Source organism: Janthinobacterium goodfellowi (genome assembly GCF_051380695.1).
Classification (GTDB): domain Bacteria; phylum Pseudomonadota; class Gammaproteobacteria; order Burkholderiales; family Burkholderiaceae_D; genus Janthinobacterium.
This window is the reverse complement of record NZ_JBNYXN010000001.1, coordinates 964,036-984,989: the sequence shown is the minus strand read 5'-3', so window position 1 is coordinate 984,989 and position 20,954 is coordinate 964,036. Positions and strand designations below refer to the sequence as shown.

Here is a 20,954-nt window from a genome sequence, read left to right as displayed (position 1 = left end):
ACCGTGGCAACCTTGCGCCTGCCCCGTCTGCCGCAACTGCCCGCAGCGCTGCAGACGGTGCGCTGCGATCCCGCCACCTTGTACCGGGTTTCCGGCCACGCCACGGGCGAACCCTATTTTGGCAGGGCGAACACCTATCGCTTCGACGATCCCCAACCGCAAGCGGCCGCCCGCTTCGGCACTTGCTACCTGGGCGCGTCGCTGGCCGTGGCGCTGGCTGAAACACTGCTGCACGACCGCAAGCCCATCCGCAACCACTTCATCGTCGGCCTGGCCGTCATACAGGCGCGCTTTGTCATACGGTTCACGGGAGAGACACTCATCCTGGCCGACCTGACGGGTGCCGCCCTCAGGAAGCTGGGCGGCCACGCTGGACTCAGCGGCACATCATCGTATCAAACGACCCAAGCCTGGTCGGCCGCCATCCATGCGCATCCGGACGAGGTCGATGGCATGCTCTACATGTCGCGCCACAAGAATGATGAAACAGCCCTGGTGCTGTTCCACGGCGCCGCGTCCAAGCTGGCGATGGCATCGGCCACGCCGCTCCCGGTCCATCCGGACTTCGGTCAGGTGGCCACGCAACTGGGCATCCGCAGCGCCTGGCCTTGAACCTGCCCGGAACATGCAACCGTGTTGCACCGCCGCATCGACTGCGCATCGACTGTATAATGTCGGCTAACATCGCATATCGCGCCAGCGCAAGCGCCGCGATCAAGCGAACCGCATTCATTCCCCTTAGCCCTACCCATGACGACCATTACACTCTACGGTATCCCCAACTGCGATACCGTCAAAAAGGCCCGCACCTGGCTGGCCGCGCAGCAACTCGATTTCACCTTCCACGACTTCAAGAAGCAGGGCCTGGAACGCGCCACTGTGGAAGCGTGGCTCGGGCAATTGCCGTGGGATGTGCTGGTCAACAAGAAAGGCACGACCTGGCGCGCCCTGTCCGACGAACGCAAAGCCGCCACCGTCGATGCGGCCAGCGCCCTGGAACTGATGCTGGAAAACCCATCCATCATCAAGCGCCCCGTGCTGGACAAGGATGGAAAGTATAGCGTGGCGTTTTCCGATGCGCAGTACAAGACCATTTTTTCAGTTTAAACCCGATACCTGCAAGGCTGGGGTCGTACGGGGACGCCGAGTCCCAAGGGTACGCCCCCGCTCCACACCATGACCACCTCCAAAACCCTCGCCCTGACCGAAAAACTGATCGCCCTGTCCTCGGTCACGCCCGACGACAAGGGCTGCCAGCAGCACCTGATCGACCTCCTCACGCCGCTGGGCTTTGTCTGCGAGACGATACAGTCGAACGACGTCACCAATCTGTGGGCACGCCGCGGCACCACGTCCCCCGTATTCGTCTTTGCCGGCCATACGGACGTGGTGCCCACCGGCCCCGTCGAGCAATGGCGCTCGGAACCGTTCATTCCCACGCACCGCGACGGCAAGCTGTACGGCCGTGGCGCGGCCGACATGAAAACGTCCATTGCCGCCATGGTGGTGGCTTGCGAGGAATTCATCGCCGCCACGCCAGAGCACACGGGTTCCATCGCCTTTTTGATCACCAGCGACGAGGAAGGCCCGGCCACGGACGGCACCGTCATCGTCTGCGAGCAACTGAAAGCGCGCGGCGAGCAGATCGACTATTGCCTCGTGGGCGAGCCGACCTCGAGCGCGCAGTTGGGCGACATGATCAAGAACGGCCGCCGCGGTTCCCTGTCGGGCCGCCTGACGATCAAGGGCGTGCAAGGCCATATCGCCTATCCGCACCTGGCGAAAAACCCGATCCACGAAGCGGCGCAAGCGCTGGCCGACCTGGTCGAGGAAAAATGGGACGCCGGCAACGAGTATTACCTGCCGACCTCCTGGCAAATGTCGAATATCAACGCAGGCACGGGCGCCAACAATGTGATCCCGGGCGACATGGTAATCGACTTCAATTTCCGCTTTTCCACGGCCAGCACGGCCGAGGGCTTGCAGGAACGGGTCCACGCCATCCTCGACAAGCATGACTTGCAATACGATTTGCAGTGGACCCTGAGCGGCCTGCCCTTCCTCACGCCGCGCGGCACCTTGAGCGATGCGCTGTCCTCCGCCATCCTGGAGGAAACGGGCATCGCGACGGAGCTGTCGACCACGGGCGGCACCTCGGATGGCCGGTTTATCGCGCAAATCTGCCCCCAAGTGATAGAATTCGGGCCGCCCAATGCCAGTATTCACAAGATCGACGAGCACATCGAACTGCGCCACATCGATCCCCTGAAGAATATTTACCGGCGCACGCTGGAGCATTTGCTGCCCGTCTGAACCAGAATACCGAGGCCCGTCACGGCGGGCCAGAACACCGTCTTTTCGAGAATGCCATGACCCCGAACCCGTTTTCCACGCCACGCGACCTGCTGCGCTACGCCGTTACCCGTTTTAATACCGCCAAGCTGTTTTTCGGCCACGGCAGCGCCGAAGCGTTCGACGAAGCGGCCTATCTGATCCTGCACACGTTGAAGTTGCCGCTCGACAAGCTCGAACCGTTTCTCGACGCCAAATTGCTGCCGTCGGAAATCGCCAGCGTCATGACGGTCATCGACCGCCGCAGCATCGACCGCGTGCCGGCCGCCTACATCACCAAGGAAGGCTGGCTCGGCACCTACAATTTCTACGTGGACGAGCGCGTGATCGTGCCCCGCTCCTTCATCGCCGAGCTGATTCCTGAATACTTCTCGCCATGGGTGGCGGAACCGGAAGCCGTGGAAAACATCCTGGAACTGTGCACCGGTTCGGGCTGCCTGGCTATCATGATGGCCGATGCCTTCCCGAACGCCACCGTCGATGCCGTGGACATTTCCGCCGACGCGCTGGCCGTGGCCAAGCGCAACGTCGACACGTATAAACTGCAGGACCGCGTCAACCTGATCGAATCGGACCTGTACACCAACGTGCCGGCCAAGAAATATGATTTGATCATCAGCAACCCGCCGTACGTGAATTCCGCGTCGATGGGCGCCCTGCCCCAGGAATACCTGGCCGAACCGCAAATCGCCCTCGACGGCGGCAGCGACGGCATGGACCTGGTGCGCAAGATCATCGCCGGCGCGGCCGAGCGCCTGACGGACGACGGCATCCTGATGATTGAAATCGGCAACGAACGCGAATACGCGGAAGCGGCCTTCGGCGAGCTGGGCCTGACCTGGCTGACGACGAGCGCCGGCGACGACATGGTATTCCTGCTGACGGCCGAGCAGCTCAAGCTGGCATGAATGCCGGCGTAAGCGGCGCAGCGCCTTAATTTACAACACAAAGAAAAAAATGATACGTTTCCTACAAGTAAGCCTGATGCGCGGCATCAAACCGTTGCTCGAACAAGTCGATGTCACCCTCAATCCGGGCGACAAGATCGGCCTGATCGGCGCCAATGGCGCGGGCAAATCGAGCCTGTTCGCCATGATGCGCGGCGAATTGCACCCTGACCAGGGCGAGATCGATTTCCCGGCCAAATGGCGCGTGGCTTACGTGGCGCAGGAAACGCCGCCGCTGGACCGTGCGGCGCTCGACTATGCCATCGACGGCGACGTCACCCTGCGTAAACTCGAAGCGGAACTGGCGCGTCTGGAGTCCGAGCCGGCGACGTCGGAAAACGGCATCGCCATCGGCGAGATCTACAGCGCGCTGGCCGATGCCGACGCCTACACCGTGCAGTCGCGCGGCGAACAATTGCTGCTGGGCCTGGGCTTTACCCTGGACCAGATGCAGCAACCTGTGGCCAGTTTTTCCGGCGGCTGGCGCATGCGCTTGAACCTGGCGCAAGCGCTGATGTGTCCGTCCGACCTGCTGCTGCTCGATGAACCGACCAACCACCTGGATCTGGACGCCATCATCTGGCTGGAAGACTGGCTCAAGCGTTACGCCGGTACCTTGCTGATCATTTCCCATGACCGCGACTTCCTCGACGAAGTGGTCAACGTCGTCGTGCACATCGACGAGCGCAAGCTGAAGCGCTATTCGGGCAACTATTCGAGCTTCGAGCGCCAGCGCGCGGCGCAGATGATCCTGGCCGCCGGCGCGCTGGAAAAGCAGCAGCGCAAGCGCGCCCACCTGGAATCCTTCGTGAACCGCTTCAAGGCGCAAGCCTCGAAAGCGCGCCAGGCGCAAAGCCGCATGAAGGCGCTGGCGAAGATGGAAGAGCTGGCGCCGTTGCGCGCCGCCGCCGAATTCTCGTTCGAATTCCGCGAACCGCTGTCGGCCCCGAATCCGCTGCTGGTGATGGAAGACGTCGACGCGGGCTACAAGATCGAAAACGAAGCGACGGGCGAGATGACGCACAAGACCATCGTCAACGGCATCAAGTTTTCGCTGCAGATCGGCCAGCGTATCGGCTTGCTGGGCCAGAACGGCGCCGGCAAATCGACCCTGATCAAGACCATCGCCGGCGAACTGATGCCATTGACGGGCGACGCCACCATGGGCAAGGGCCTCAACATCGGCTACTTCGCCCAGCACCAGGTGGAAATGCTGCGCCACGACGAATCGCCGCTGTGGCATCTGGCCAAGATCGCCCCGACCGTGCGCGAGCAGGAATTGCGCAACTTCCTGGGCGGCTTCAACTTCCCCGGCAATATGGTCACCGCTTCCATCGCCCCGTTCTCGGGCGGCGAAAAAGCCCGCCTGGCGCTGGCCCTGATCGTCTGGCAGCGTCCGAATTTGCTGCTGCTCGATGAACCGACCAACCACCTGGACCTGGAAACGCGCGAAGCGCTGACGGAAGCGCTGGCGCAGTTCGAAGGCACGCTGGTCGTCGTATCCCATGATCGCCATTTGCTGCGCGCTACCACGGACGAATTCATCATCGTCGCCGACGGCAAGCTGCAACCGTTCGACGGCGACCTGGACGACTACAAGGATTGGCTGTTCAAGACCAAGCTGGGCAAGGGCACGGACGTGCTGCCGGCCGCCGGCAAGGCCAACAAGACAGACTTTCCTGTCGTTTCGCCGGTAGCCGCCGCCCCTGCCCCCGCCGCGCCCGTGCGCGACAAGCGCAAGGAAGCGGAAGAACGCCAGAAAACGGCCGCCCTGCGCAAGCCGATCGAAAACAAGATCAAGCGCCAGGAAGAGCAGATAGCCAAGCGCAACGCGCAAAAGGCGGAAACCGACGCCAAGCTGGGCGAGCCGACCATCTATGACGCCGCCAACAAGGCCAAGCTGAAACAGTTGCTGGCCGACCAGACCTTCTTCACCAAGGACCTGGCGCAGCTGGAAGCGGAATGGCTCGATCTGCAGGATCAGCTGGAAAAACTCGGTTAATCAAGTAGCGACAAAAGACGACCTCCGGGTCGTCTTTTTTTTAGGCGACCTGCATGGGACTGGGGCTGCGGATGGCCATCAGGCGGTCGATGTCGACGAGGATCAACCTGCGTCCCGCCACCGTGCCCAGGCCCAGCAGGTAATCGGCTTCCGCCTCGCCCAGGCCCGGTACGGCGGCGATGTCGGCGGGTGCCAGGCTGACGATATCGGTGACGCCATCGACCACCATGCCCATCACGCCGTTGCTCAGCTGCAGGATGATAACGTCGGTGGCCGGGTCGGGCGCGCCGTGGGCACTGCCGAACGCGGCGCGCATGTCGACGATGGGGATGATCACGCCGCGCGAAACGGCCACGCTGTGCAGCACTTCCCCTTCCGAGGAAAAACGGTCGAGCTCCTTCAGTGGACGCAATTCCCGCACGCAGCGGTAATCGAGGCCGTATTCCAGGCCGCCCAGCCGAAAGCTCAGATATTGGGCCGTTGCGGCGCCAGGCGTGGTCGTCGGCTGCATGGTGTTCCTTTCATCCGGTAAGCGCTGCCAGGATGCGCAGTGGCGCAACGTTGGCCCCATGCTAACCAGCATCGCCGCACCCGGCGTTGAGAAACATCAACTTTCCAGGAAGACATCATCGACTGGCTGCCCCGGCCTTGCGCCGGCGCAGCCAACTTCCCTTACAATAGCTGCATCGTTTCCCCACAGGCAGGCCATGCAACACCTCGTCAACCCCGCTGAAGTTGAATTTTCCGCCATCCGCGCCCAGGGCCCGGGCGGGCAGAACGTCAACAAGGTGTCCAGCGCCATCCATTTGCGCTTCCCCATCGCCGCCTCGTCGCTGCCGGAAGCGTACAAGGAGCGCCTGCTGGCCCTGCGCGACAGCCGCATCAGCAAGGACGGCGTGCTGGTGCTCAAGGCGCAGCAGTCGCGCAGCCAGGAGCAGAACAAGGAAGAAGCGCTGCGCCGGCTGCAGGAAATCATCGACAGCGTGACCTTCCTGCCCGCCGTGCGCCGTGCCACCAAGCCCACGCGCAGCTCGCAGCGGCGCCGCCTCGACAGCAAAAGCACGCACAGCGTGCTGAAACAGTCGCGCGGCAAGGTCACCGATTAAACGCTAGGGCGGCGGCACATACGTCCAGTCCAGGCTGCCTGTGCTGTCCGCAAACACGGCTTGCGTGGCCGGCGTGGCGCTGCGCAGCAAGGCCTTGATCTCTTTCGGCGGCCGGTCGTAGACCTTGAGCGGTCCGGGCGGCACGACCAGGGCGCGCACCGTCGTCTCGCCATCGACCAGGCCCAGGGTGCAGCGCGACTGGCCGGCCGTCGCCTGCCGCTCCTGGCGCAGTTGCTCCACCAGGACCAGCATCTGCGCGTGCAGGATTTCCGACTGCTTCACTTCCACGCGCAGGCGCGCCACTTCCTTCAGGACGGGAGCGATGCGCGCGGCCAGCTTGTCGTACTGTAACTGTTGCGTCGGCTGCAGCTGCAATTCGCCGCGCCGCAGCTGGCCCGCCAGGGTCAGGTAGTTGCGCACTTCCGGCAATTGCGCAATGGCATCGATTTCCTGCTGGCGCTTGTGCTGCAGCTGCTGGTACTGCGCGGCCTTCGCCACGCTTTCCGCGATTCTCTGCTCCAGGGCGCTCAAGTCGGGCACCAGCGGGAACAGCAGCATCTCCACCTGCCTGCGCGGGCCGGCGCTGCCGATGCGGATGGTGCGCGCCGCCACGGCGCAGCCTTCGGCCAGTTCGATGACGACTTCGTCGGCGATGATTTCGCAATTGCTGGCACTGTCGATCACCACGCGCGTACCAGCGATGACGCAGCTTTCCGCGCGCTTCACGTGCACTTCGCCGCTCAGCGCCTGCAGCACGGACCCGGAGGCGACGCCCTCGACGCGCACGTCGCCATGTTCATTCAACGCCGTGCCGCCCACCAGGTTGCGCTGTAGCCATATCAGTCCGCCATGCGAGTGCAGATGGCCGTACACATCGCCATGGATGGTGATGTCGCTGCCGTCGAGCTGGCGCTGCTCCTGCACTTCGCCATACTCCTCGTAGGCGGCGCGCAGCTTGAGGTTGCCCGTGGTGCGGCTGCTGACGCCTTCGCGGCTGACGATCCTGTTTTCGATGGAAATCTTGCCGCTCTCATCGACATTCACGTAGCCATCCTGGGTAGCCACGACGAAATCGCCATCGCTGAAGCGCTCGACCGTCGTGCCCACGCCAGCCACGGCGGCCAGATCCAGTTCCAGCGGCGCGGGCGGCGGCAGCACCGTGCCGGCCAGGTCGTAGCCGGGCAGGCCGGGGAACGATGGCAGCAGGCGCAGCAGGCGTGCATGTTTTTTCACTTGCGGAAAGCGGTTCTTGAAGCTGAGCAGGTCGAGCCGGCCATCGGGACGTTCGCGCGGCGCATCGTCGCGGTGGATGCCTTGCGACACCTCGACCAGCTGGGCGTCGCGCCCCGGCTGCGGCGCCAGCGCCCGCGCCACCGTGATGCGCTCGGCCTTGCCGCTGCCGAGAATGGCGCGCACGGCGGCACTATCAATGCCGTAGTGCACGCCTTTGCACCACAGGTCGGCCACCAGCTCGTCAAATTCGCGCCGCGCCGGCACCTGGCCATCCGCGTCGGGAAGCAATGCTTCGAAGTAAAACTCGGCGCTGTCGCCGCGGATCTTGACCTGTTTATACAGGGCGCGGCGCGGGGGCGGGAATGGCGCCGCGCGGACGGCGATGCGCAGCAAGGCGTCGCCCTTGGGCGCGGCGCGGGGCGTGGGGGCATGGAACAGGGTCAGCAGGAACAAACCGTAATCGAGTCCGGCCAGCAACTGCCCAGACTGGAACAGCTGGTCGACGGCGGCGCGCAGCTGCGCGGGCGCCAGCGACAGGTCGAGGCACACGCCCTCGTCGCGCTGGACGAGGCCATGCGGCAGGCCGCCTGCGGGCACCGCATCAGGAACGGGCGTGTCGTCGTCACTCACCACTAGCCTCCCCCCAGCAACACATTCAGAGAATTGTCTCAGTGCACTAGAACAATATCACGGGGCGTGGCCGTGTGCCTGACTGGGCAACAATGCAGGGGCCATATGCAAACAGGGCCATCTCCTGCGAGATGGCCCTGTCGGATGGGGTACGCGATGCCTAGCGGCGCGGCGGATTCGAGTAAATATCCTGGCCCACTTCGTTGATCTGGCGGCGCAGGTCGCGGCGCTCGTCGGGCGTCATGCGGCCCGTGCGGCGCGAAGCGTCGGCGCCTTCGCTGGCGCGCCGCTGCTCTTCGGCGCGCGTGTCGAAACTGCGTGCGTCACGCTGTTCGCGCAGTCGCGTATCATTGTTATTGCTGCGCTGTACCTGTTCGTACCGCTGAGCCTGCATTTGCTGCTGGTCGTCACGGCGTGGCGGCGGCTGGTTTTGCGCCAGCGCCAGGCTGGCAGCCAACACGGAACAAACGGCAAATGCGGACAGCACAGTCGTACGTGCGGCGATAGCTGCGCTGGGAGCGGCGTGAATTTTTTTAGTAAAGATATTCATTGGGTTCCTCTTCCGCGATGCCGTATAAACTTAAAGCTGATTTCCACTGTGGCCCCAGTGTATGATGCTTTACACGGTGCAGTAAGAGTAATTGGGTAAAGTTTGTAACACTTTGTAATGGGTCGCCACAGCCCCTTGCCGACGCCGCGCGAGGCGTTACTATAGCAACTAATATAAGATAACACGACACCCTAAATGACCACAACCTCCACTACCGGCAGCAATACAACAACGCAATCGATCCACGGCCACCAGGCAAAAATCATGGTGGTTGATGACGATGTGCGCCTGCGCGACCTGCTGCGGCGCTACCTGACCGAACAGGGCTTCAATGTCTTCACGGCAGAGAGCGCGACGGCCATGAACAAGCTGTGGCTGCGCGAACGCTACGACCTGCTGGTGCTCGACCTGATGCTGCCCGGCGAAGACGGTCTGTCGATCTGCCGCCGCCTGCGCGGCGCGGGCGACCAGACGCCGATCATCATGCTGACGGCCAAGGGCGAGGACGTGGACCGCATCGTGGGCCTGGAAATGGGTGCCGACGATTACCTGCCGAAGCCGTTCAACCCGCGCGAACTGGTAGCCCGCATCGGCGCCGTGCTGCGCCGCAAGGGTCCCGATGAAATCCCGGGCGCGCCGTCGGAAACGCCGCAAACCTTCGAATTCGGCGACTTCGTGCTGGACCTGGGCACGCGCACCCTGAAAAAGAATGGCGAAACGGTGCCGCTGACGACCGGTGAATTTTCCGTGCTGAAAGTGTTTGCCCGCCATGCGCGCCAGCCGCTGTCGCGCGAGAAACTGATGGAACTGGCGCGCGGACGCGAATACGAAGTGTTCGACCGCAGCCTGGACGTGCAGATCTCGCGCCTGCGCAAACTGATCGAACCAGATCCGTCGAGCCCGCTGTTCATCCAGACCGTGTGGGGCCTTGGCTACGTCTTCATCCCGGACGGACAGCCGCGCTGATCGCTGGCGAGGCATGATGAAGCTTGTTCCCGATATCAGCCTGGCGCGGCTGAAAAGCGGCCTGTTCTGGCGCACCTTTTTGCTGCTCGGCACCTTGACCACGGTCAGCATGATCACCTGGATCGGCATGATTTCCGTCATCCAACGCGAGCCGCAGGCGCAGCAGATTTCCGCCCAGATCATTTCCGTCGTCACCATCACGCATGCGGCCCTGACGCACTCGGCGCCCGAACTGCGCCGCGAGCTGCTGTTCGACCTCGTCAGCAATGAAGGCATCCGCATCTTCTCGCTGGAAGAGGACGACCGCATCGAGCCGCCGCCCGACAATTACCTGATGCCCGAGATCGAGGCGCAGGTGAAAGCCAAGCTGGGCAAGGACACGCGCTTTTCCGCGCGCGTCAACGGCGTGGCCGGCTTCTGGGTCAGCTTCAAGATCGACGACGACGAATACTGGCTGATGCTGGACCGCGAGCGCCTGCGCGGCCTGACGGGCTTCCAGTGGCTGGGCTGGGCCAGCCTGGTATCGCTGCTGTCCCTGCTGGGCGCGGCCATCATTTCCAGCCTGATCAATCTGCCGCTGTCACGTCTGACGGCGGCCGCGCGCGACATCGCCAAGGGCAAGCAGCCGGCGCCGCTGCCGGAAAAGGGCCCGATCGAAATCATCGAGGCGAACCGCAGCTTCAACCAGATGGTTGACGACCTGAAACAGGTGGAATCGGACCGCGCCGTGATCCTGGCCGGCATTTCGCACGACTTGCGCACGCCGCTGGCGCGCATGCAGCTGGAAGTGGAAATGGCCAACCTGTCGGACGAGGCGCGCGAAGGCATCCAGTCCGATATCGGGCAGATGGACGCCATCATCGGCCAATTCCTCGACTACGCCAAGCCGACGGAAGCGTCGAGCTTTACCGATGTCGACCTGAGCGGCTTGCTCAACGACATGACGCGCGAAGCGATGCGCCTGCCGGACGTGAAGATCAACGCCACCATCGCCGAGGGCGCGCATGCGCTGGGCAACCCCACCGACTTGCGCCGCGTGCTGAACAACCTGATCGAGAATGCGCGCCGCTATGGCAAGACGCCAGGCAGCGACGTGACGGAAATCGACATCGCCTGCCACGTGCGTACCAGCCACGGGGCGAAAAAGGTCATCATCGAAGTGCAGGACCACGGCACGGGCGTGCCGGCGGAAAAGATCGAGCAGCTGATGAAACCGTTCACCCGCCTCGACACGGCGCGCGGGCAAGCCAATGGCGCCGGGTTGGGCCTGGCCATCGTCGACCGCGTGCTGCTGCGCCACGGCGCCGAATTGCAAGTGCGCAACCGCGAAGGCGGCGGCCTGGCGTTTCAGATCAGTTTGCCGGCGGTATAAGCGGCGTTGGTCGGTGTAGGTCGGCTTAGCGCAAAGCGCGTAAGCCGACACCACCAGCGGCCTTGGCCAACAATGTGGTCGGATTACGCGAGGCAAGGCCTCGCTAATCCGACCTACGCCGCCCGATGCAGGCTCCGGCACCTACTGGTGTTTCAGATCAGTTTGCCGGCGGTGTAATTTATGTAGGTTGGATTAGCACGGCATCGCCGTGCGTAATCCAACGCCTACGCCGCCCGACAGCCATCAAGCCGACGCCTGCTCCTGCACCAGCAATTTACTCATCAACAATTCCGTCGCGCCATAGCCGTACAGGGAATCGCTTTCCATGCCCGGCGTGTCGAAGGGGATCGATTCCTCGCGGTCCAGCTTGGCCGGATCGGCGTCCGCATAGCTGGCGCGCCAGGCGCGCTGCAAGGATTCATTGCGGCGGATAAACGCCGGCATGGGCCACTCGTCGCGGTTCCAGTGGCGGCTGTCGCCCAACAGGGGCCAGCGCTCGTTGAGCAGGGCCATGTCGCCCGTGCGCAGGCGGCGCACGGCCTGTTCCGGCCGCAAGCCTTCGAGCTCATCGAGCTTCGGCAAGACATCGCGTCGTGGTCCGAACATATACGCCAGCATGATGCGCCCGGCAGGCGCCGTGCGCGCCACCACGCCGACGGCATAACCGCCGCCCGGCAAAGGCACGGCAAACCAGCTGCCTTCTCGGTATGGTAATGATTTCATTTCTGCAAACTCCCCCAAAATCGTGTTCGGGGCACAGTCTACGCGAAGCAAAGGCCATGTGGCGCATGGTACGCCACAACAACAAACCAATAGTTACAATATTTTCTCGTCATAGTGATATTGGGCAACAATCGGCCCCGCCTTGAACAGCGCCTCCTTCATGGCCGCGTCCAGGCGCGCGTCGCGGCGGCGCATCCATTCGAGCAGCATGGCCGCTTCCTTGCGGCTCGTGTCGCCCGCATGCGCGAGCACGCGGCGCAGTTCGGGATCCGTGCACGCCTCGAAACGCTGGCTGTTCAAGTCCAGCGCCTGCAGCGCGGCGATGGTGGCGCCGATGGCGCGGTGCATGTCGAGCGCGGTGGCCGGCAAGCCGGATTCTTCCAGTGGGACGGTGGTCATGCGCATTCCTTTTCGCGTGGTGGTGACATCGGCTGCATTCTCCACCGCGCGGGCGAAAAGCTCAAGCGTCCACGACACGATTTCACCCGTTCGGCCATAATCATGCCTCAGCAACAGCCTACACCTCGGCAGCGGGAGCCCCATGTTCAATTTCGATTTTTACAATCCGACGCAAATCCTCTTCGGCCAGGGCCAGATCGCCGCCATCGCCGGCCTGATCCCGCCCCAGGCGCGGGTCCTGATGACCTACGGCGGCGGCAGCATCAAGCAGAACGGCGTCTACGATGAAGTCAGGGCGGCGCTGGCCGGCCACACGGTGCTGGAATTTGCCGGCATCGAACCCAATCCCAGCTATGAAACCCTGATGCAGGCCGTGGCCATGGTGAAAAGCGAGCGCATCGATTTCCTGCTGGCCGTCGGCGGCGGCTCCGTGGTCGATGGCACCAAGTTCATCGCCGCCGCCGCCCTGCACGAGGGCGTAGCGTGGGACATCCTGGCGAAGGGCGGCAAGATCGTCGAGGCCGCCCTGCCCTTCGGCACGGTGCTCACTTTACCGGCCACGGGTTCCGAAATGAATGGCTCGGCCGTGATCACGCGCAAGGCCACGCAGGAAAAGCGCTCGTTCATGAGCCGCAAGGTGTATCCGAAATTCTCCGTGCTGGACCCGTCGAAGACGTTCACCTTGCCGCTGCGCCAGGTGGGCAATGGCGTCGTCGATGCGTTTGCGCATGTGATGGAACAGTATCTGACCTACCCCATGAACGCGTCCGTGCAGGACCGCTTCGCCGAAGGCATTTTATTGACCCTGATCGAGGAAGGCCCGAAAGCCCTGTCGCACCCGGACGACTACGACGTGCGCGCCAACGTGATGTGGAGCGCCACCCTGGCCTTGAACGGCCTGATCGGCGTGGGGGTACCGCAGGACTGGTCCACGCACGCCATCGGCCACGAATTGACGGCCCTGTATGAGCTCGATCATGCGCAGACGCTGGCCATCATCCTGCCCAGCATGCTGCGCGTGCGCAAGCAGGCCAAGCGCGCCAAGCTGTTGCAATACGCCGCCCGCGTGTGGGGCCTCGATGGCGGCGACGAGGATGGCCGCATCGAGGCGGCCATCGCGCGCACGGAATTTTTCTTCCGCCACATGGGCGTCAAGACGCGCCTGGCCGATTACGGCCTGAACCATGCCAGCGTGGACGCCGTCGTGGCCGCCCTGGAAGCGCACGGCATGACGGCGCTGGGCGAACAGCGCGACATCACGCCCGCCGTCAGCCGCAAGGTGCTGGAACTGAGTTTGTAGATTCGCACCACAGTGTTGTAAAACGGTCGGCCAGTGGGACAGCTGGCCGTGCTTCATGCTAAGCTGTCATTTCGCTAGGGGTCCTGGAGCAGTCATCCGGGTGAGAGATACCCTTCGTACCTGATCTGGATAATGCCAGCGAAGGAAAGCGCAAAGTACCTCCCTCCTTTGATAGCTCCTGCGTTGGCGCCAGCCGAACAAGCAGCCTGCCGTGCTCTTTCCAGAGACGGCTTGAACCACGAGCAATCTATGTCCACACCGAATTTATCTATTTCCGTCCTGACACTGGCCATCCTGCACGCGTTTGCCGCGCCTGCCTTCGCCGCGAATGACACCACCGAAGCGGCCGACCCGCAGGCGCAAAGCATGGCCGAAGTCGTCGTCACGGCCAGCAAGGCGCCGGCCGCCAAGCGCGCCTCCGTGGGCGGCTTTTCCGACGCGCCGCTGCTGCAGACGCCCGCGTCCGTTACCGTCATTTCGCAAAAGGACATGCAGGACTTGCAAATTCGCAATCTCAGCGATGCCGTCAAGCTCGACGCCAGCATCAACGATGCCTACAACGCCGTCGGCTATGCGGAACAGTTTACGATCCGCGGCTTCAAGCTCGACAACAATTCCAGCTACCGCAAGGATGGCGTAGCCATTCCTGGCGACACGCAAATTCCGCTGGAAAACAAGGAACGCATCGAAGTGCTGAAAGGCCTGGCCGGTTTGCAGGCAGGCGTGGCCGCGCCGGGCGGCGTGATCGACTTCATCGTCAAGCGCCCGACCGCCGCACCGCTGCGCACGGTGACCGTGGAAACGCGCGAACGGGGCACCCTGTACGGCGCCGTCGACCTGGGCGGACGCCTGGAAGACACGCGCTTCGGCTACCGCGTCAACGTGGCGGCCGAGCGCCTGCGCTCCTACATCAAGGGTGCGGACGGCAACCGCAAATTCATTTCCGGCGCCTTCGACTGGCAAATCTCGCCGCAAGCGCTGCTGCAGCTCGATGCTGACTACCAGGACAAGGCGCAGGCCACGGCGCCCGGCTTCCAGTTGCTGAACAATAAAACCTTGCCAACCGGTATCAGCGCCGACGCCATGCTCAACCTGCAGCCCTGGACGCGCCCCGTGGAAACCGTCACCAGCAATCTCGGCCTGCGCTTCCAGTACGCGTTCAATGACGACTGGCATGCCACCCTGTCGGCCAACCAGCACTCATTCAAGCGCGACGATTACACGGCCTTCCCGTATGGCTGTAGCGGACAGGACCTGTACCCCGGCTTCTGCGGCAATGGCGACTACGACGTGTATGACTACCGCAGCCTGGGCGAGACGAAAAAACCGCTGAGCGCGCAAGCCATGATCCAGGGCAAATTCGCCACCGGTTCCCTGCGCCATGACTTCACGGCCGGCGTCTCGACCTTCCGCCGCAAGGACCGCGCCGGCCTGTACGTGTACGATTGGGTGGGCGTGAGCAACATCTATCAGCCGCAGATCGTCGGCACGTCGCCCGGCGTCACGGGCCCCGTGCGCCTGGTGCGCAAGGATACGGAAAACTCCGTCTTCGTGCAGGATATCGTCAGCCTGGCGCCGAACTGGAAACTGCATGGCGGCTTGCGCCATATCAATGTCGACGGCTACCAGTACGTGCTCAAGGCCGACACGGAAATCCGCGCCAAGCACGACTTCCTGCTGCCGAATGTATCGCTCGTCTACACCCCGCTCGACAATGTGTCCGTGTATGCAGCATATTCGCAGGGCATGGAACATGGCGGCACGGCCGACCGCAAGGCGATGAATGCCAATGAAGAACTGTCGCCGAGCCGCTCGAAGCAGATCGAACTCGGCGCCAAGATGGATGTGACGCCGGACTTCATGCTGGCGGCCAGCCTGTTCCAGATCCGCAAGGGCCTGGAATTCCAGAACACGGCCGGCTACTTCGTGCGCGAAGGCCAGGCCCAGCACCGGGGCCTGGAATTGTCGGCCCAGGGCAAGGCATCGTCCAACCTGAGCCTGGGCGCTTCCGTGACGGCCCTGAACAGCCAGCAGTCGGGCACGGGCAATGCGGACCTCGACGGCAAGCGCGTGCCCAACGTGCCCGCCTTCAAGGCGGCCATGCATGCGGACTATGCGGTGCAACAGGTGGTGGGCTTGAGCGTGAACGGCAGCTGGGAATTTGCGGGCAAGAAAGCGTTTGAGTACAACAACACGACCTTCGTGCCGTCGTACCACGTGTTCAACCTGGGCGCCGCCTGGGCCACGCGCATCGCCGGCACGCGCGCCGTGCTGCGCGCCGCCGTCAACAACGTGGCCGACAAGTTCTACTGGCGCGACGTGACGCCGGAATCGGACGGCTATCTGTACCCGGGCGCCAGCCGCACGTTCAAAGTTTCCGCGCAGTTCGATTTTTAATTGAGGGAAATGGCAGGCGCTGCAGCAAGCGCCTGCTGCAGCAAGGGCGCCGCCTGTTCCAGGCGCGCTTCCAGGCTGTCGTGCAGCACGTGGTAGGCGATGCCGCGCGCGTCGAGCTCGTCGAGCAGGTAGCGGTAGATCAGCTGGCGCACGGCTTCCGATTCGCGCTGCAAGCCGTCGGCCACCCAGGGGCTGTCGGGCGCCGTGACCAGGGTCAGATCGTAGTGCGCGGCATCGGCCAGCGCCGCCAGTTGCGCATCGGCGCCGTGAAAATAATGACGGCTGTAGACCGCCGTCATCAGCGGCGTCGTATCGCAGAACAGATAGTTGCGGGCCTGCGCGGCGGCCGCGTCTTCGCGTTCAACTTGCGTACGCGCAATCCCATACTGGTCTTCCGCCACGGGCACCCTGCCCTGCGTGGCGACGAATTCACGTAAATACTCAGGCACCCAGACGGTGCCGTAGCGCTCGGCCAGGGCGGCCGCCAGGGTCGACTTGCCCGACGATTCCGCGCCCAGGATGGCCACGCGCACGCAAGGCGCCATCACTTGAGGACCATCGCATCGGGCGCGGCGGGCGCCGACTTTTTCCACGCCAGCAAGCCGATGACGGCCATCACGACGAAGAAGGCGTACAGCACGGCCGTCAGGGTCAGGCCCTTGTGCACATACAGCCACACATACAGCACGTCGACGATGATCCAGGCGATCCAGTTTTCCAGCTTCTTGCGCGACAACAGGAATTGCCCCACCAGGCTGCCTGCCGTGAGGAAACCATCCGCATGGGGTACGTCCGTGTCCGTCGTCGTCAGCAGCCAGGCGATGAGCAGGAAACCGGCCAGCCAGCCCGCGGCGCAGGCCAGCCAGCCGCGTCCATCGAGGCGCGTGACGGGCAAGGTCTTGCCGCCGCTGGCCGGATGCAGCCACTGATACCAGCCCCAGAACGAGACGCTGATGAACAGCAGTTGCAAGGCCATGTCGCCATACAGGCGCGACTCGAAAAACACGAAACCGTAGGCGGCAGAGGAAATGATGGCGAACAGCCACGCCCAGTGATTCTGGCGGATGTTCAGCGCAACGGTTGTCAGTGCCAGGACAAAGGAAATCAGTTCAAGCGGCGTGGTGGCAAAACCCAGCAGGAGAAGCGTATCGTTCATGGGAATCGTGATGAGGCTGGTGGTGCAGTATGCAATACCGGCCATGAATAAGCAAGATTGCCCTTGCCGTCAGACGCCCTCCCCGCCTCAGGCGAAGCCTGCCCTGGCCGCGCGCGCCAGTGAATGCCGCACGATCAGCTTGTGAAACGGCCGGATCAGCAGGATGTAGGCACGCCCCACCCGGTTATGGCAATGCACGACGCTGGAGACGGTCACGCAGCCATGCCGGCCCGCGTCGCGGTTGCGCAGCACCGACAGGCGAAAGTCCAGGTGGCTGTCATCCTCGCCCAGGATGATCTCGTCGTCGCTGACGGCATAGATGCGGAAAATGCCGATGCGCTTGCCAGGCCGCGCTTCCATCTGTTTTGCCGTCCGGATGCCGAAACGCGCCACGATGGCGTCGCGCAGCACCATCAGCTTGCGCGCCCAGCCCGGCTGCTTGCCCAGCAACTGGCGCGCCAGGCTCTGCATGTCCATCTGGCGCGCCTGCGCGGTGGGCAAATCGACGGCGTACGCGTCGGCCAGGTTGCTGCCGGGATACAGCGGGGCGATGCTGGCGCTTGGCGGCAACTCCACGGTACGGACGGCAATGTTCATCTCATGCATGTGCTCTCCATGTTTTCAGTGATAACATGCCCATCATACACGACAATGTGAACAGTGATAACATCGAATGACAACAACGAGCACCTACCATCATGGCAATCTGCGCGACACCCTGGTCGCCACCGTCATCGCGCAACTGGCGCAGCAGCACGACGCCGCCCTGTCGCTGCGCGAACTGGCGCGCACGGTGGGCGTCTCGGTCGCCGCCGTGTACCGCCACTTTCCCAGCAAGGAAGCCTTGCTGGCCGAGGTAGCGGCGGCCGGCTTCGCCAGCCTGATACAGAAATGGGAAACGCAGCTACCGCCGCCGAGCAGCTTGCCCGCCGAACAGCGCTTTCAATTGCTGGGCCAGCAATACATCGAATTCGCCCTGGCCGCGCCAGCCCACTACCGGCTGATGTTCGAGCACCAGGACGTGCGCCAGTTCCCCGCCCTGCAGGAAGCGGCGCAAGCGTGCTTTCAATATGTGCTGCAGACGGCAGGCGCGGCCGTGCGCGAAGCGGGCCTCGACCCGCGCTGGGACAAGGCCGCCGCCAGCGCCGGCTGGTCGCTGGGCCATGGCTACGTGATGCTGCTGCTGAGCGGCCGGCTGGCCATGACGGAGAGTGGCGACGAGCTGTCGCCGGCCATGGTGCCGCGCTTTTTTCAGTTGCCGGTGGAGGCGCTGATGCAGGCTGCCTTGCCAGGCGGGACAATCGCAATACGGCAACATTGAACTGGTTTTCGGCAGGCGCCACCTTCAGGAACGAATGAGTCATGCACAACACATCGCTGGACAAGCTCTCCGTGATCGCCAGGCAATGCCTTGCGCTCACGTGCCTGCAACGCTTTTGCCGGCGCTTTGATATTGACCATCCGGCGCTATCCGCGTTCGCCGGCCATGTGTGGAAAGTGGCGCAGCTCGCGCCTGGGGATTTTGCTGCGTGGGAGCGCGGCTTTGCATCCCTGGCTGTCACGGGCATGGGAGATCCCTGGCCGGACGACATCCGCATGGCGCTGCCCGGACACCTGCTTGGCGAACTGGAGGAGCTTGTACAGCATGTGCTGGAAACGAGCGCCTGTACCTGGCATGGCGACGATCTTCCGGCAAGCCGGCGGCAGCTGGAAGCCGTCCTGGCTATCTGTGCCCGGCATGGCGTGACGGCACCGCCGCTTGAACACTATGTGCAGCACAATGCGGCGCTGCGTGGCGGCTGGGGACCGATGCTGACGGACGAGGAAGTCAGGCGCTGGCAAGTCCTGACATAGCCGGCGGACGGCAAGGACAGCGGACGGTCACGCCGGAAGGCCCTGGCGCACCTGGTCGAGCAACCGCTCCTCTTCCTCCGTATCGGCATCGACTTGCGTGACCACGGTCCAGAAACGCGCGCACGTCCTGATCTGCCCGAAAGCATGGCGCGTTTCCAGCCGCACCATGGTTTTCCTCAGGCTGTGCAGATAGCCTGCCTCGATGGCGCAGAGCAGTTCCTCATCGGCGGCATCGATCAGCTCGCTTAGCGCGCCTTCGATCCTGGCGTAGCCCTCCTCCCACAGCTGGCCGATTTCCGGCACGTCGGCTTCCATGCACTCGTTCGACCAGTCCGGAGGGTAGGCATCGCGCTCCCGATTGTCGGGATCGGTGTCAAAGCTCAGCGAAAGGGAGGGAAACGATACGGCGTTGAAGGCAAAGGCTGAAAATGCCTGATCCTTGAAAGCGGACGCGCCCAGCACGGCCAGCGACGCGTTGGTCAGCCTGAACAAGGTTGCTTCGACGTCGTAGGCCGTTTCAAATGTTTGCCAATCAGGCGGCGAATCAGGAGTCAGGGGCATGGAGCGTCCGGTCGAAAATGGATAACGGTGGATAGTGAGCGGAATTATACGTGGCGCGTCCGAGACAGCCCGGGACGGCCGCGTGTACGGTGCGGACGATGCGGAGACAACAAACCGGCGAGTCAATACGGCCCTTCGCCGCCAGCGTCGCAGCAAAAAACCGCACCCGCCCGGGGGAACCCGAAGGACCAGAACCAGGTCCGTTATACGGAAACCAAACATTTCTTAGTCTGGCCTGCCAGCTGATGTTCGAATGTCACGCGCTCAAAATATGGCCAAACGCATTTAAATATCAATTGATTAATCAATCTCCTTAGGGCAACATTACCATGACATTAATTTTGTCAAAATACGTTCAAATGGCTTCTCAAATTGTAGAAAATTTAATTTCTAAGGAGTTCTATGCGTAAGTTCGTCTTCCTTGCTGCGCTGCTTGGTAGCGGTGCCGCCCATGCCGACTGGATACCGGATTTCATCCGTGAAGATAACGTTGTCACCGCCAGCATGGGTGGGGGCTCCATTACCTACCGTGAACCGCGTTATGGCGGCAATACTCGCTTGACCGGCGTGACGCAGGACATGCTGAATGTCCACACCTCATTGCAGCAGCAATTGAATACCTTGATTTCCAGAAAAGTTGCTGAGAAAGGAATTCAATTTGAAAGCGGTTCTCTGACCGGAAATTTGCGCGCAGTGATACAGCCAGATCCGTCCGGGGTCGCCTTTATCAATATCAGTGGCATCAGCTACTCAGCGCGCAATGTCTACTCGGGAACCAGACTGGGTGTTATTAGCTACAAATGCGTGAATACCACGAACATCAATAATATCGATATTTCTGGACAATATGGCGCTGTGAACGGTGTCTTGGTGCCAGGAAAATCAAAAATGAGCGCCGATGTCACCACCTCGACAGATTGTGACTCCAATCTTTCCTGGATCTTGCCCGTGCTTGGCTCATTATTCATCAACAAGGCGGAAAATATTATCGATCAGGAGGTCATTAATATTGCATCCAATACCATTGACAATATGAAGGACAAACTGCTCTTCAATCCGGCACAGAATTGGGTTACCGGCTTGAACAGCCTGATCGCTCCAGGAGATATCATATCGCAACTGGATGGGACGTCTTTCCCTCTCGGAAATTTTATCCGTGACAATTATGGATATTTAATAAGCAACAGCAATATTATCCTGGAATTTGGCCCCGGCGTTTCCGTGCGTCCAAAGATAGGCTGGGGTCCCCCGGGCGTGCGCGCTTTTGCCGCAAATGTGCTGACAATTTCCCTGAATTCACCCGCCGTCGCATTTACAGTCAAGTTAAGTCAGGATGCGCTCGTCAAATGGCAATGGCGCTGCAGCATTTCCAACCCGACGAAATCCTGTCCTGAGCCCTGAGTTCA

22 protein-coding genes and 1 riboswitch are annotated in these 20,954 nt (G+C 62.5%); of the genes, 13 read left to right on the top strand and 9 right to left on the bottom strand.

Annotated features, from left to right (window positions below; genetic code table 11):
* Positions 1-3 precede the first annotated feature (3 nt).
* The 5 genes from ACQ4WQ_RS04460 to ACQ4WQ_RS04440 all read left to right on the top strand — a co-directional run bounded on the left by ACQ4WQ_RS04460 (position 4) and on the right by ACQ4WQ_RS04440 (position 5,301).
* Positions 4-612, top strand: coding sequence for an RES family NAD+ phosphorylase (locus ACQ4WQ_RS04460; protein WP_436494947.1), 609 nt, complete (start codon positions 4-6; stop codon positions 610-612).
* 138 nt (positions 613-750) lie between these two features.
* Complete coding sequence (locus tag ACQ4WQ_RS04455; protein WP_326457517.1) at positions 751-1,107, top strand: ArsC family reductase; 357 nt, start codon at positions 751-753, stop codon at positions 1,105-1,107.
* 69 nt (positions 1,108-1,176) lie between these two features.
* The gene (dapE, locus tag ACQ4WQ_RS04450) at positions 1,177-2,313 is read left to right on the top strand and encodes a succinyl-diaminopimelate desuccinylase (RefSeq protein WP_436494945.1); all 1,137 of its coding nucleotides are present in this window, start codon (positions 1,177-1,179) and stop codon (positions 2,311-2,313) included.
* A gap of 56 nt (positions 2,314-2,369) precedes the next feature.
* Positions 2,370-3,260, top strand: coding sequence for a 50S ribosomal protein L3 N(5)-glutamine methyltransferase (gene prmB, locus ACQ4WQ_RS04445; protein ID WP_436494943.1), 891 nt, complete (start codon positions 2,370-2,372; stop codon positions 3,258-3,260).
* A 49-nt stretch (positions 3,261-3,309) separates the two neighbouring features.
* Complete coding sequence (locus ACQ4WQ_RS04440) at positions 3,310-5,301, top strand: ATP-binding cassette domain-containing protein (protein ID WP_436494941.1); 1,992 nt, start codon at positions 3,310-3,312, stop codon at positions 5,299-5,301.
* 40 nt (positions 5,302-5,341) lie between these two features.
* On the opposite strand, the gene ACQ4WQ_RS04435 is transcribed toward ACQ4WQ_RS04440, so the two are convergent.
* Positions 5,342-5,812 (bottom strand): chemotaxis protein CheW, encoded by a 471-nt coding sequence (locus ACQ4WQ_RS04435; RefSeq protein WP_326457513.1) that lies wholly within the window; start codon positions 5,810-5,812, stop codon positions 5,342-5,344.
* A 196-nt stretch (positions 5,813-6,008) separates the two neighbouring features.
* On the opposite strand from ACQ4WQ_RS04435, the gene arfB reads away from it, so the two are divergent.
* Positions 6,009-6,407, top strand: a complete 399-nt coding sequence (arfB, locus tag ACQ4WQ_RS04430) for an alternative ribosome rescue aminoacyl-tRNA hydrolase ArfB (RefSeq protein WP_034749850.1) — start codon at positions 6,009-6,011, stop codon at positions 6,405-6,407.
* A gap of 3 nt (positions 6,408-6,410) precedes the next feature.
* Here arfB and ACQ4WQ_RS04425 read toward each other — a convergent pair whose 3' ends face one another.
* On the bottom strand, positions 6,411-8,270 hold the full coding sequence (locus tag ACQ4WQ_RS04425) for a flagellar assembly protein A (RefSeq protein ID WP_436494939.1): 1,860 nt from the start codon (positions 8,268-8,270) through the stop codon (positions 6,411-6,413).
* Between the two features lie 160 nt (positions 8,271-8,430).
* Complete coding sequence (locus ACQ4WQ_RS04420) at positions 8,431-8,820, bottom strand: hypothetical protein (RefSeq protein WP_436494937.1); 390 nt, start codon at positions 8,818-8,820, stop codon at positions 8,431-8,433.
* Positions 8,821-9,084: 264 nt separating this feature from the next.
* On the opposite strand from ACQ4WQ_RS04420, the gene ompR reads away from it, so the two are divergent.
* Positions 9,085-9,786, top strand: coding sequence for an osmolarity response regulator transcription factor OmpR (ompR, locus tag ACQ4WQ_RS04415; RefSeq protein ID WP_223278807.1), 702 nt, complete (start codon positions 9,085-9,087; stop codon positions 9,784-9,786).
* A gap of 13 nt (positions 9,787-9,799) precedes the next feature.
* Entirely contained in the window at positions 9,800-11,158 is a 1,359-nt protein-coding gene (locus tag ACQ4WQ_RS04410) for a sensor histidine kinase family protein (protein ID WP_436494935.1), read from the top strand.
* Between the two features lie 243 nt (positions 11,159-11,401).
* Here ACQ4WQ_RS04410 and ACQ4WQ_RS04405 read toward each other — a convergent pair whose 3' ends face one another.
* Both ACQ4WQ_RS04405 and ACQ4WQ_RS04400 read right to left on the bottom strand, forming a co-directional pair.
* Positions 11,402-11,881 (bottom strand): Imm26 family immunity protein, encoded by a 480-nt coding sequence (locus ACQ4WQ_RS04405; protein WP_326457509.1) that lies wholly within the window; start codon positions 11,879-11,881, stop codon positions 11,402-11,404.
* 93 nt (positions 11,882-11,974) lie between these two features.
* Complete coding sequence (locus tag ACQ4WQ_RS04400) at positions 11,975-12,280, bottom strand: ferritin family protein (RefSeq protein WP_070224179.1); 306 nt, start codon at positions 12,278-12,280, stop codon at positions 11,975-11,977.
* A gap of 142 nt (positions 12,281-12,422) precedes the next feature.
* Between ACQ4WQ_RS04400 and ACQ4WQ_RS04395 the strand changes: the two genes are divergently transcribed.
* A complete protein-coding gene (locus tag ACQ4WQ_RS04395) occupies positions 12,423-13,580 on the top strand; it encodes an iron-containing alcohol dehydrogenase (protein ID WP_436494933.1) in 1,158 nt (385 codons plus the stop codon).
* Between the two features lie 66 nt (positions 13,581-13,646).
* Positions 13,647-13,744: riboswitch (TPP riboswitch) on the top strand.
* Between the two features lie 85 nt (positions 13,745-13,829).
* Positions 13,830-15,977, top strand: a complete 2,148-nt coding sequence (locus ACQ4WQ_RS04390) for a TonB-dependent siderophore receptor (protein ID WP_436494931.1) — start codon at positions 13,830-13,832, stop codon at positions 15,975-15,977.
* On the opposite strand, the gene ACQ4WQ_RS04385 is transcribed toward ACQ4WQ_RS04390, so the two are convergent.
* The 3 genes from ACQ4WQ_RS04385 to ACQ4WQ_RS04375 all read right to left on the bottom strand — a co-directional run bounded on the left by ACQ4WQ_RS04385 (position 15,974) and on the right by ACQ4WQ_RS04375 (position 17,739).
* Complete coding sequence (locus ACQ4WQ_RS04385; RefSeq protein WP_436495954.1) at positions 15,974-16,522, bottom strand: AAA family ATPase; 549 nt, start codon at positions 16,520-16,522, stop codon at positions 15,974-15,976. The two genes, ACQ4WQ_RS04390 and ACQ4WQ_RS04385, sit on opposite strands and share 4 nt — an antisense overlap.
* Positions 16,522-17,133, bottom strand: coding sequence for a nicotinamide riboside transporter PnuC (gene pnuC / locus ACQ4WQ_RS04380; protein ID WP_436494929.1), 612 nt, complete (start codon positions 17,131-17,133; stop codon positions 16,522-16,524). The genes ACQ4WQ_RS04385 and pnuC overlap by 1 nt, the downstream gene beginning before the upstream one ends.
* A gap of 87 nt (positions 17,134-17,220) precedes the next feature.
* Positions 17,221-17,739: a DUF2867 domain-containing protein gene (locus ACQ4WQ_RS04375; RefSeq protein ID WP_436494927.1), complete on the bottom strand. Its 519-nt coding sequence runs from the start codon at positions 17,737-17,739 to the stop codon at positions 17,221-17,223.
* 67 nt (positions 17,740-17,806) lie between these two features.
* Here ACQ4WQ_RS04375 and ACQ4WQ_RS04370 point away from each other — a divergent pair, with 67 nt between their 5' ends.
* The gene (locus ACQ4WQ_RS04370) at positions 17,807-18,454 is read left to right on the top strand and encodes a TetR/AcrR family transcriptional regulator (protein WP_436494925.1); all 648 of its coding nucleotides are present in this window, start codon (positions 17,807-17,809) and stop codon (positions 18,452-18,454) included.
* 41 nt (positions 18,455-18,495) lie between these two features.
* Positions 18,496-18,987, top strand: a complete 492-nt coding sequence (locus ACQ4WQ_RS04365) for a hypothetical protein (RefSeq protein WP_436494923.1) — start codon at positions 18,496-18,498, stop codon at positions 18,985-18,987.
* A 27-nt stretch (positions 18,988-19,014) separates the two neighbouring features.
* On the opposite strand, the gene ACQ4WQ_RS04360 is transcribed toward ACQ4WQ_RS04365, so the two are convergent.
* On the bottom strand, positions 19,015-19,548 hold the full coding sequence (locus ACQ4WQ_RS04360) for a hypothetical protein (RefSeq protein WP_436494921.1): 534 nt from the start codon (positions 19,546-19,548) through the stop codon (positions 19,015-19,017).
* Positions 19,549-19,950: 402 nt separating this feature from the next.
* On the opposite strand from ACQ4WQ_RS04360, the gene ACQ4WQ_RS04355 reads away from it, so the two are divergent.
* A complete protein-coding gene (locus ACQ4WQ_RS04355) occupies positions 19,951-20,949 on the top strand; it encodes a hypothetical protein (protein ID WP_436494919.1) in 999 nt (332 codons plus the stop codon).
* Positions 20,950-20,954 lie beyond the last annotated feature (5 nt).

Excerpts from the sequence above, each read along its gene's own strand:
- ACQ4WQ_RS04410 (WP_436494935.1), top strand. The coding sequence starts at position 9,800 with ATGATGAAGCTTGTTCCCGATATCAGCCTGGCGCGGCTGAAAAGCGGC.
- ACQ4WQ_RS04435 (WP_326457513.1), bottom strand. The coding sequence starts at position 5,812 with ATGCAGCCGACGACCACGCCTGGCGCCGCAACGGCCCAATATCTGAGC.
- ACQ4WQ_RS04440 (WP_436494941.1), top strand. The coding sequence starts at position 3,310 with ATGATACGTTTCCTACAAGTAAGCCTGATGCGCGGCATCAAACCGTTG.
- dapE (WP_436494945.1), top strand. The coding sequence starts at position 1,177 with ATGACCACCTCCAAAACCCTCGCCCTGACCGAAAAACTGATCGCCCTG.
- ACQ4WQ_RS04405 (WP_326457509.1), bottom strand. The coding sequence starts at position 11,881 with ATGAAATCATTACCATACCGAGAAGGCAGCTGGTTTGCCGTGCCTTTG.
- ompR (WP_223278807.1), top strand. The coding sequence starts at position 9,085 with ATGGTGGTTGATGACGATGTGCGCCTGCGCGACCTGCTGCGGCGCTAC.
- ACQ4WQ_RS04360 (WP_436494921.1), bottom strand. The coding sequence starts at position 19,548 with ATGCCCCTGACTCCTGATTCGCCGCCTGATTGGCAAACATTTGAAACG.
- ACQ4WQ_RS04400 (WP_070224179.1), bottom strand. The coding sequence starts at position 12,280 with ATGACCACCGTCCCACTGGAAGAATCCGGCTTGCCGGCCACCGCGCTC.
- pnuC (WP_436494929.1), bottom strand. The coding sequence starts at position 17,133 with ATGAACGATACGCTTCTCCTGCTGGGTTTTGCCACCACGCCGCTTGAA.
- ACQ4WQ_RS04355 (WP_436494919.1), top strand. The coding sequence starts at position 19,951 with ATGCGTAAGTTCGTCTTCCTTGCTGCGCTGCTTGGTAGCGGTGCCGCC.
- ACQ4WQ_RS04390 (WP_436494931.1), top strand. The coding sequence starts at position 13,830 with ATGTCCACACCGAATTTATCTATTTCCGTCCTGACACTGGCCATCCTG.
- ACQ4WQ_RS04420 (WP_436494937.1), bottom strand. The coding sequence starts at position 8,820 with ATGAATATCTTTACTAAAAAAATTCACGCCGCTCCCAGCGCAGCTATC.
- ACQ4WQ_RS04365 (WP_436494923.1), top strand. The coding sequence starts at position 18,496 with ATGCACAACACATCGCTGGACAAGCTCTCCGTGATCGCCAGGCAATGC.
- ACQ4WQ_RS04375 (WP_436494927.1), bottom strand. The coding sequence starts at position 17,739 with ATGCATGAGATGAACATTGCCGTCCGTACCGTGGAGTTGCCGCCAAGC.
- ACQ4WQ_RS04370 (WP_436494925.1), top strand. The coding sequence starts at position 17,807 with ATGACAACAACGAGCACCTACCATCATGGCAATCTGCGCGACACCCTG.
- arfB (WP_034749850.1), top strand. The coding sequence starts at position 6,009 with ATGCAACACCTCGTCAACCCCGCTGAAGTTGAATTTTCCGCCATCCGC.
- ACQ4WQ_RS04385 (WP_436495954.1), bottom strand. The coding sequence starts at position 16,522 with ATGGCGCCTTGCGTGCGCGTGGCCATCCTGGGCGCGGAATCGTCGGGC.
- ACQ4WQ_RS04455 (WP_326457517.1), top strand. The coding sequence starts at position 751 with ATGACGACCATTACACTCTACGGTATCCCCAACTGCGATACCGTCAAA.
- prmB (WP_436494943.1), top strand. The coding sequence starts at position 2,370 with ATGACCCCGAACCCGTTTTCCACGCCACGCGACCTGCTGCGCTACGCC.
- ACQ4WQ_RS04395 (WP_436494933.1), top strand. The coding sequence starts at position 12,423 with ATGTTCAATTTCGATTTTTACAATCCGACGCAAATCCTCTTCGGCCAG.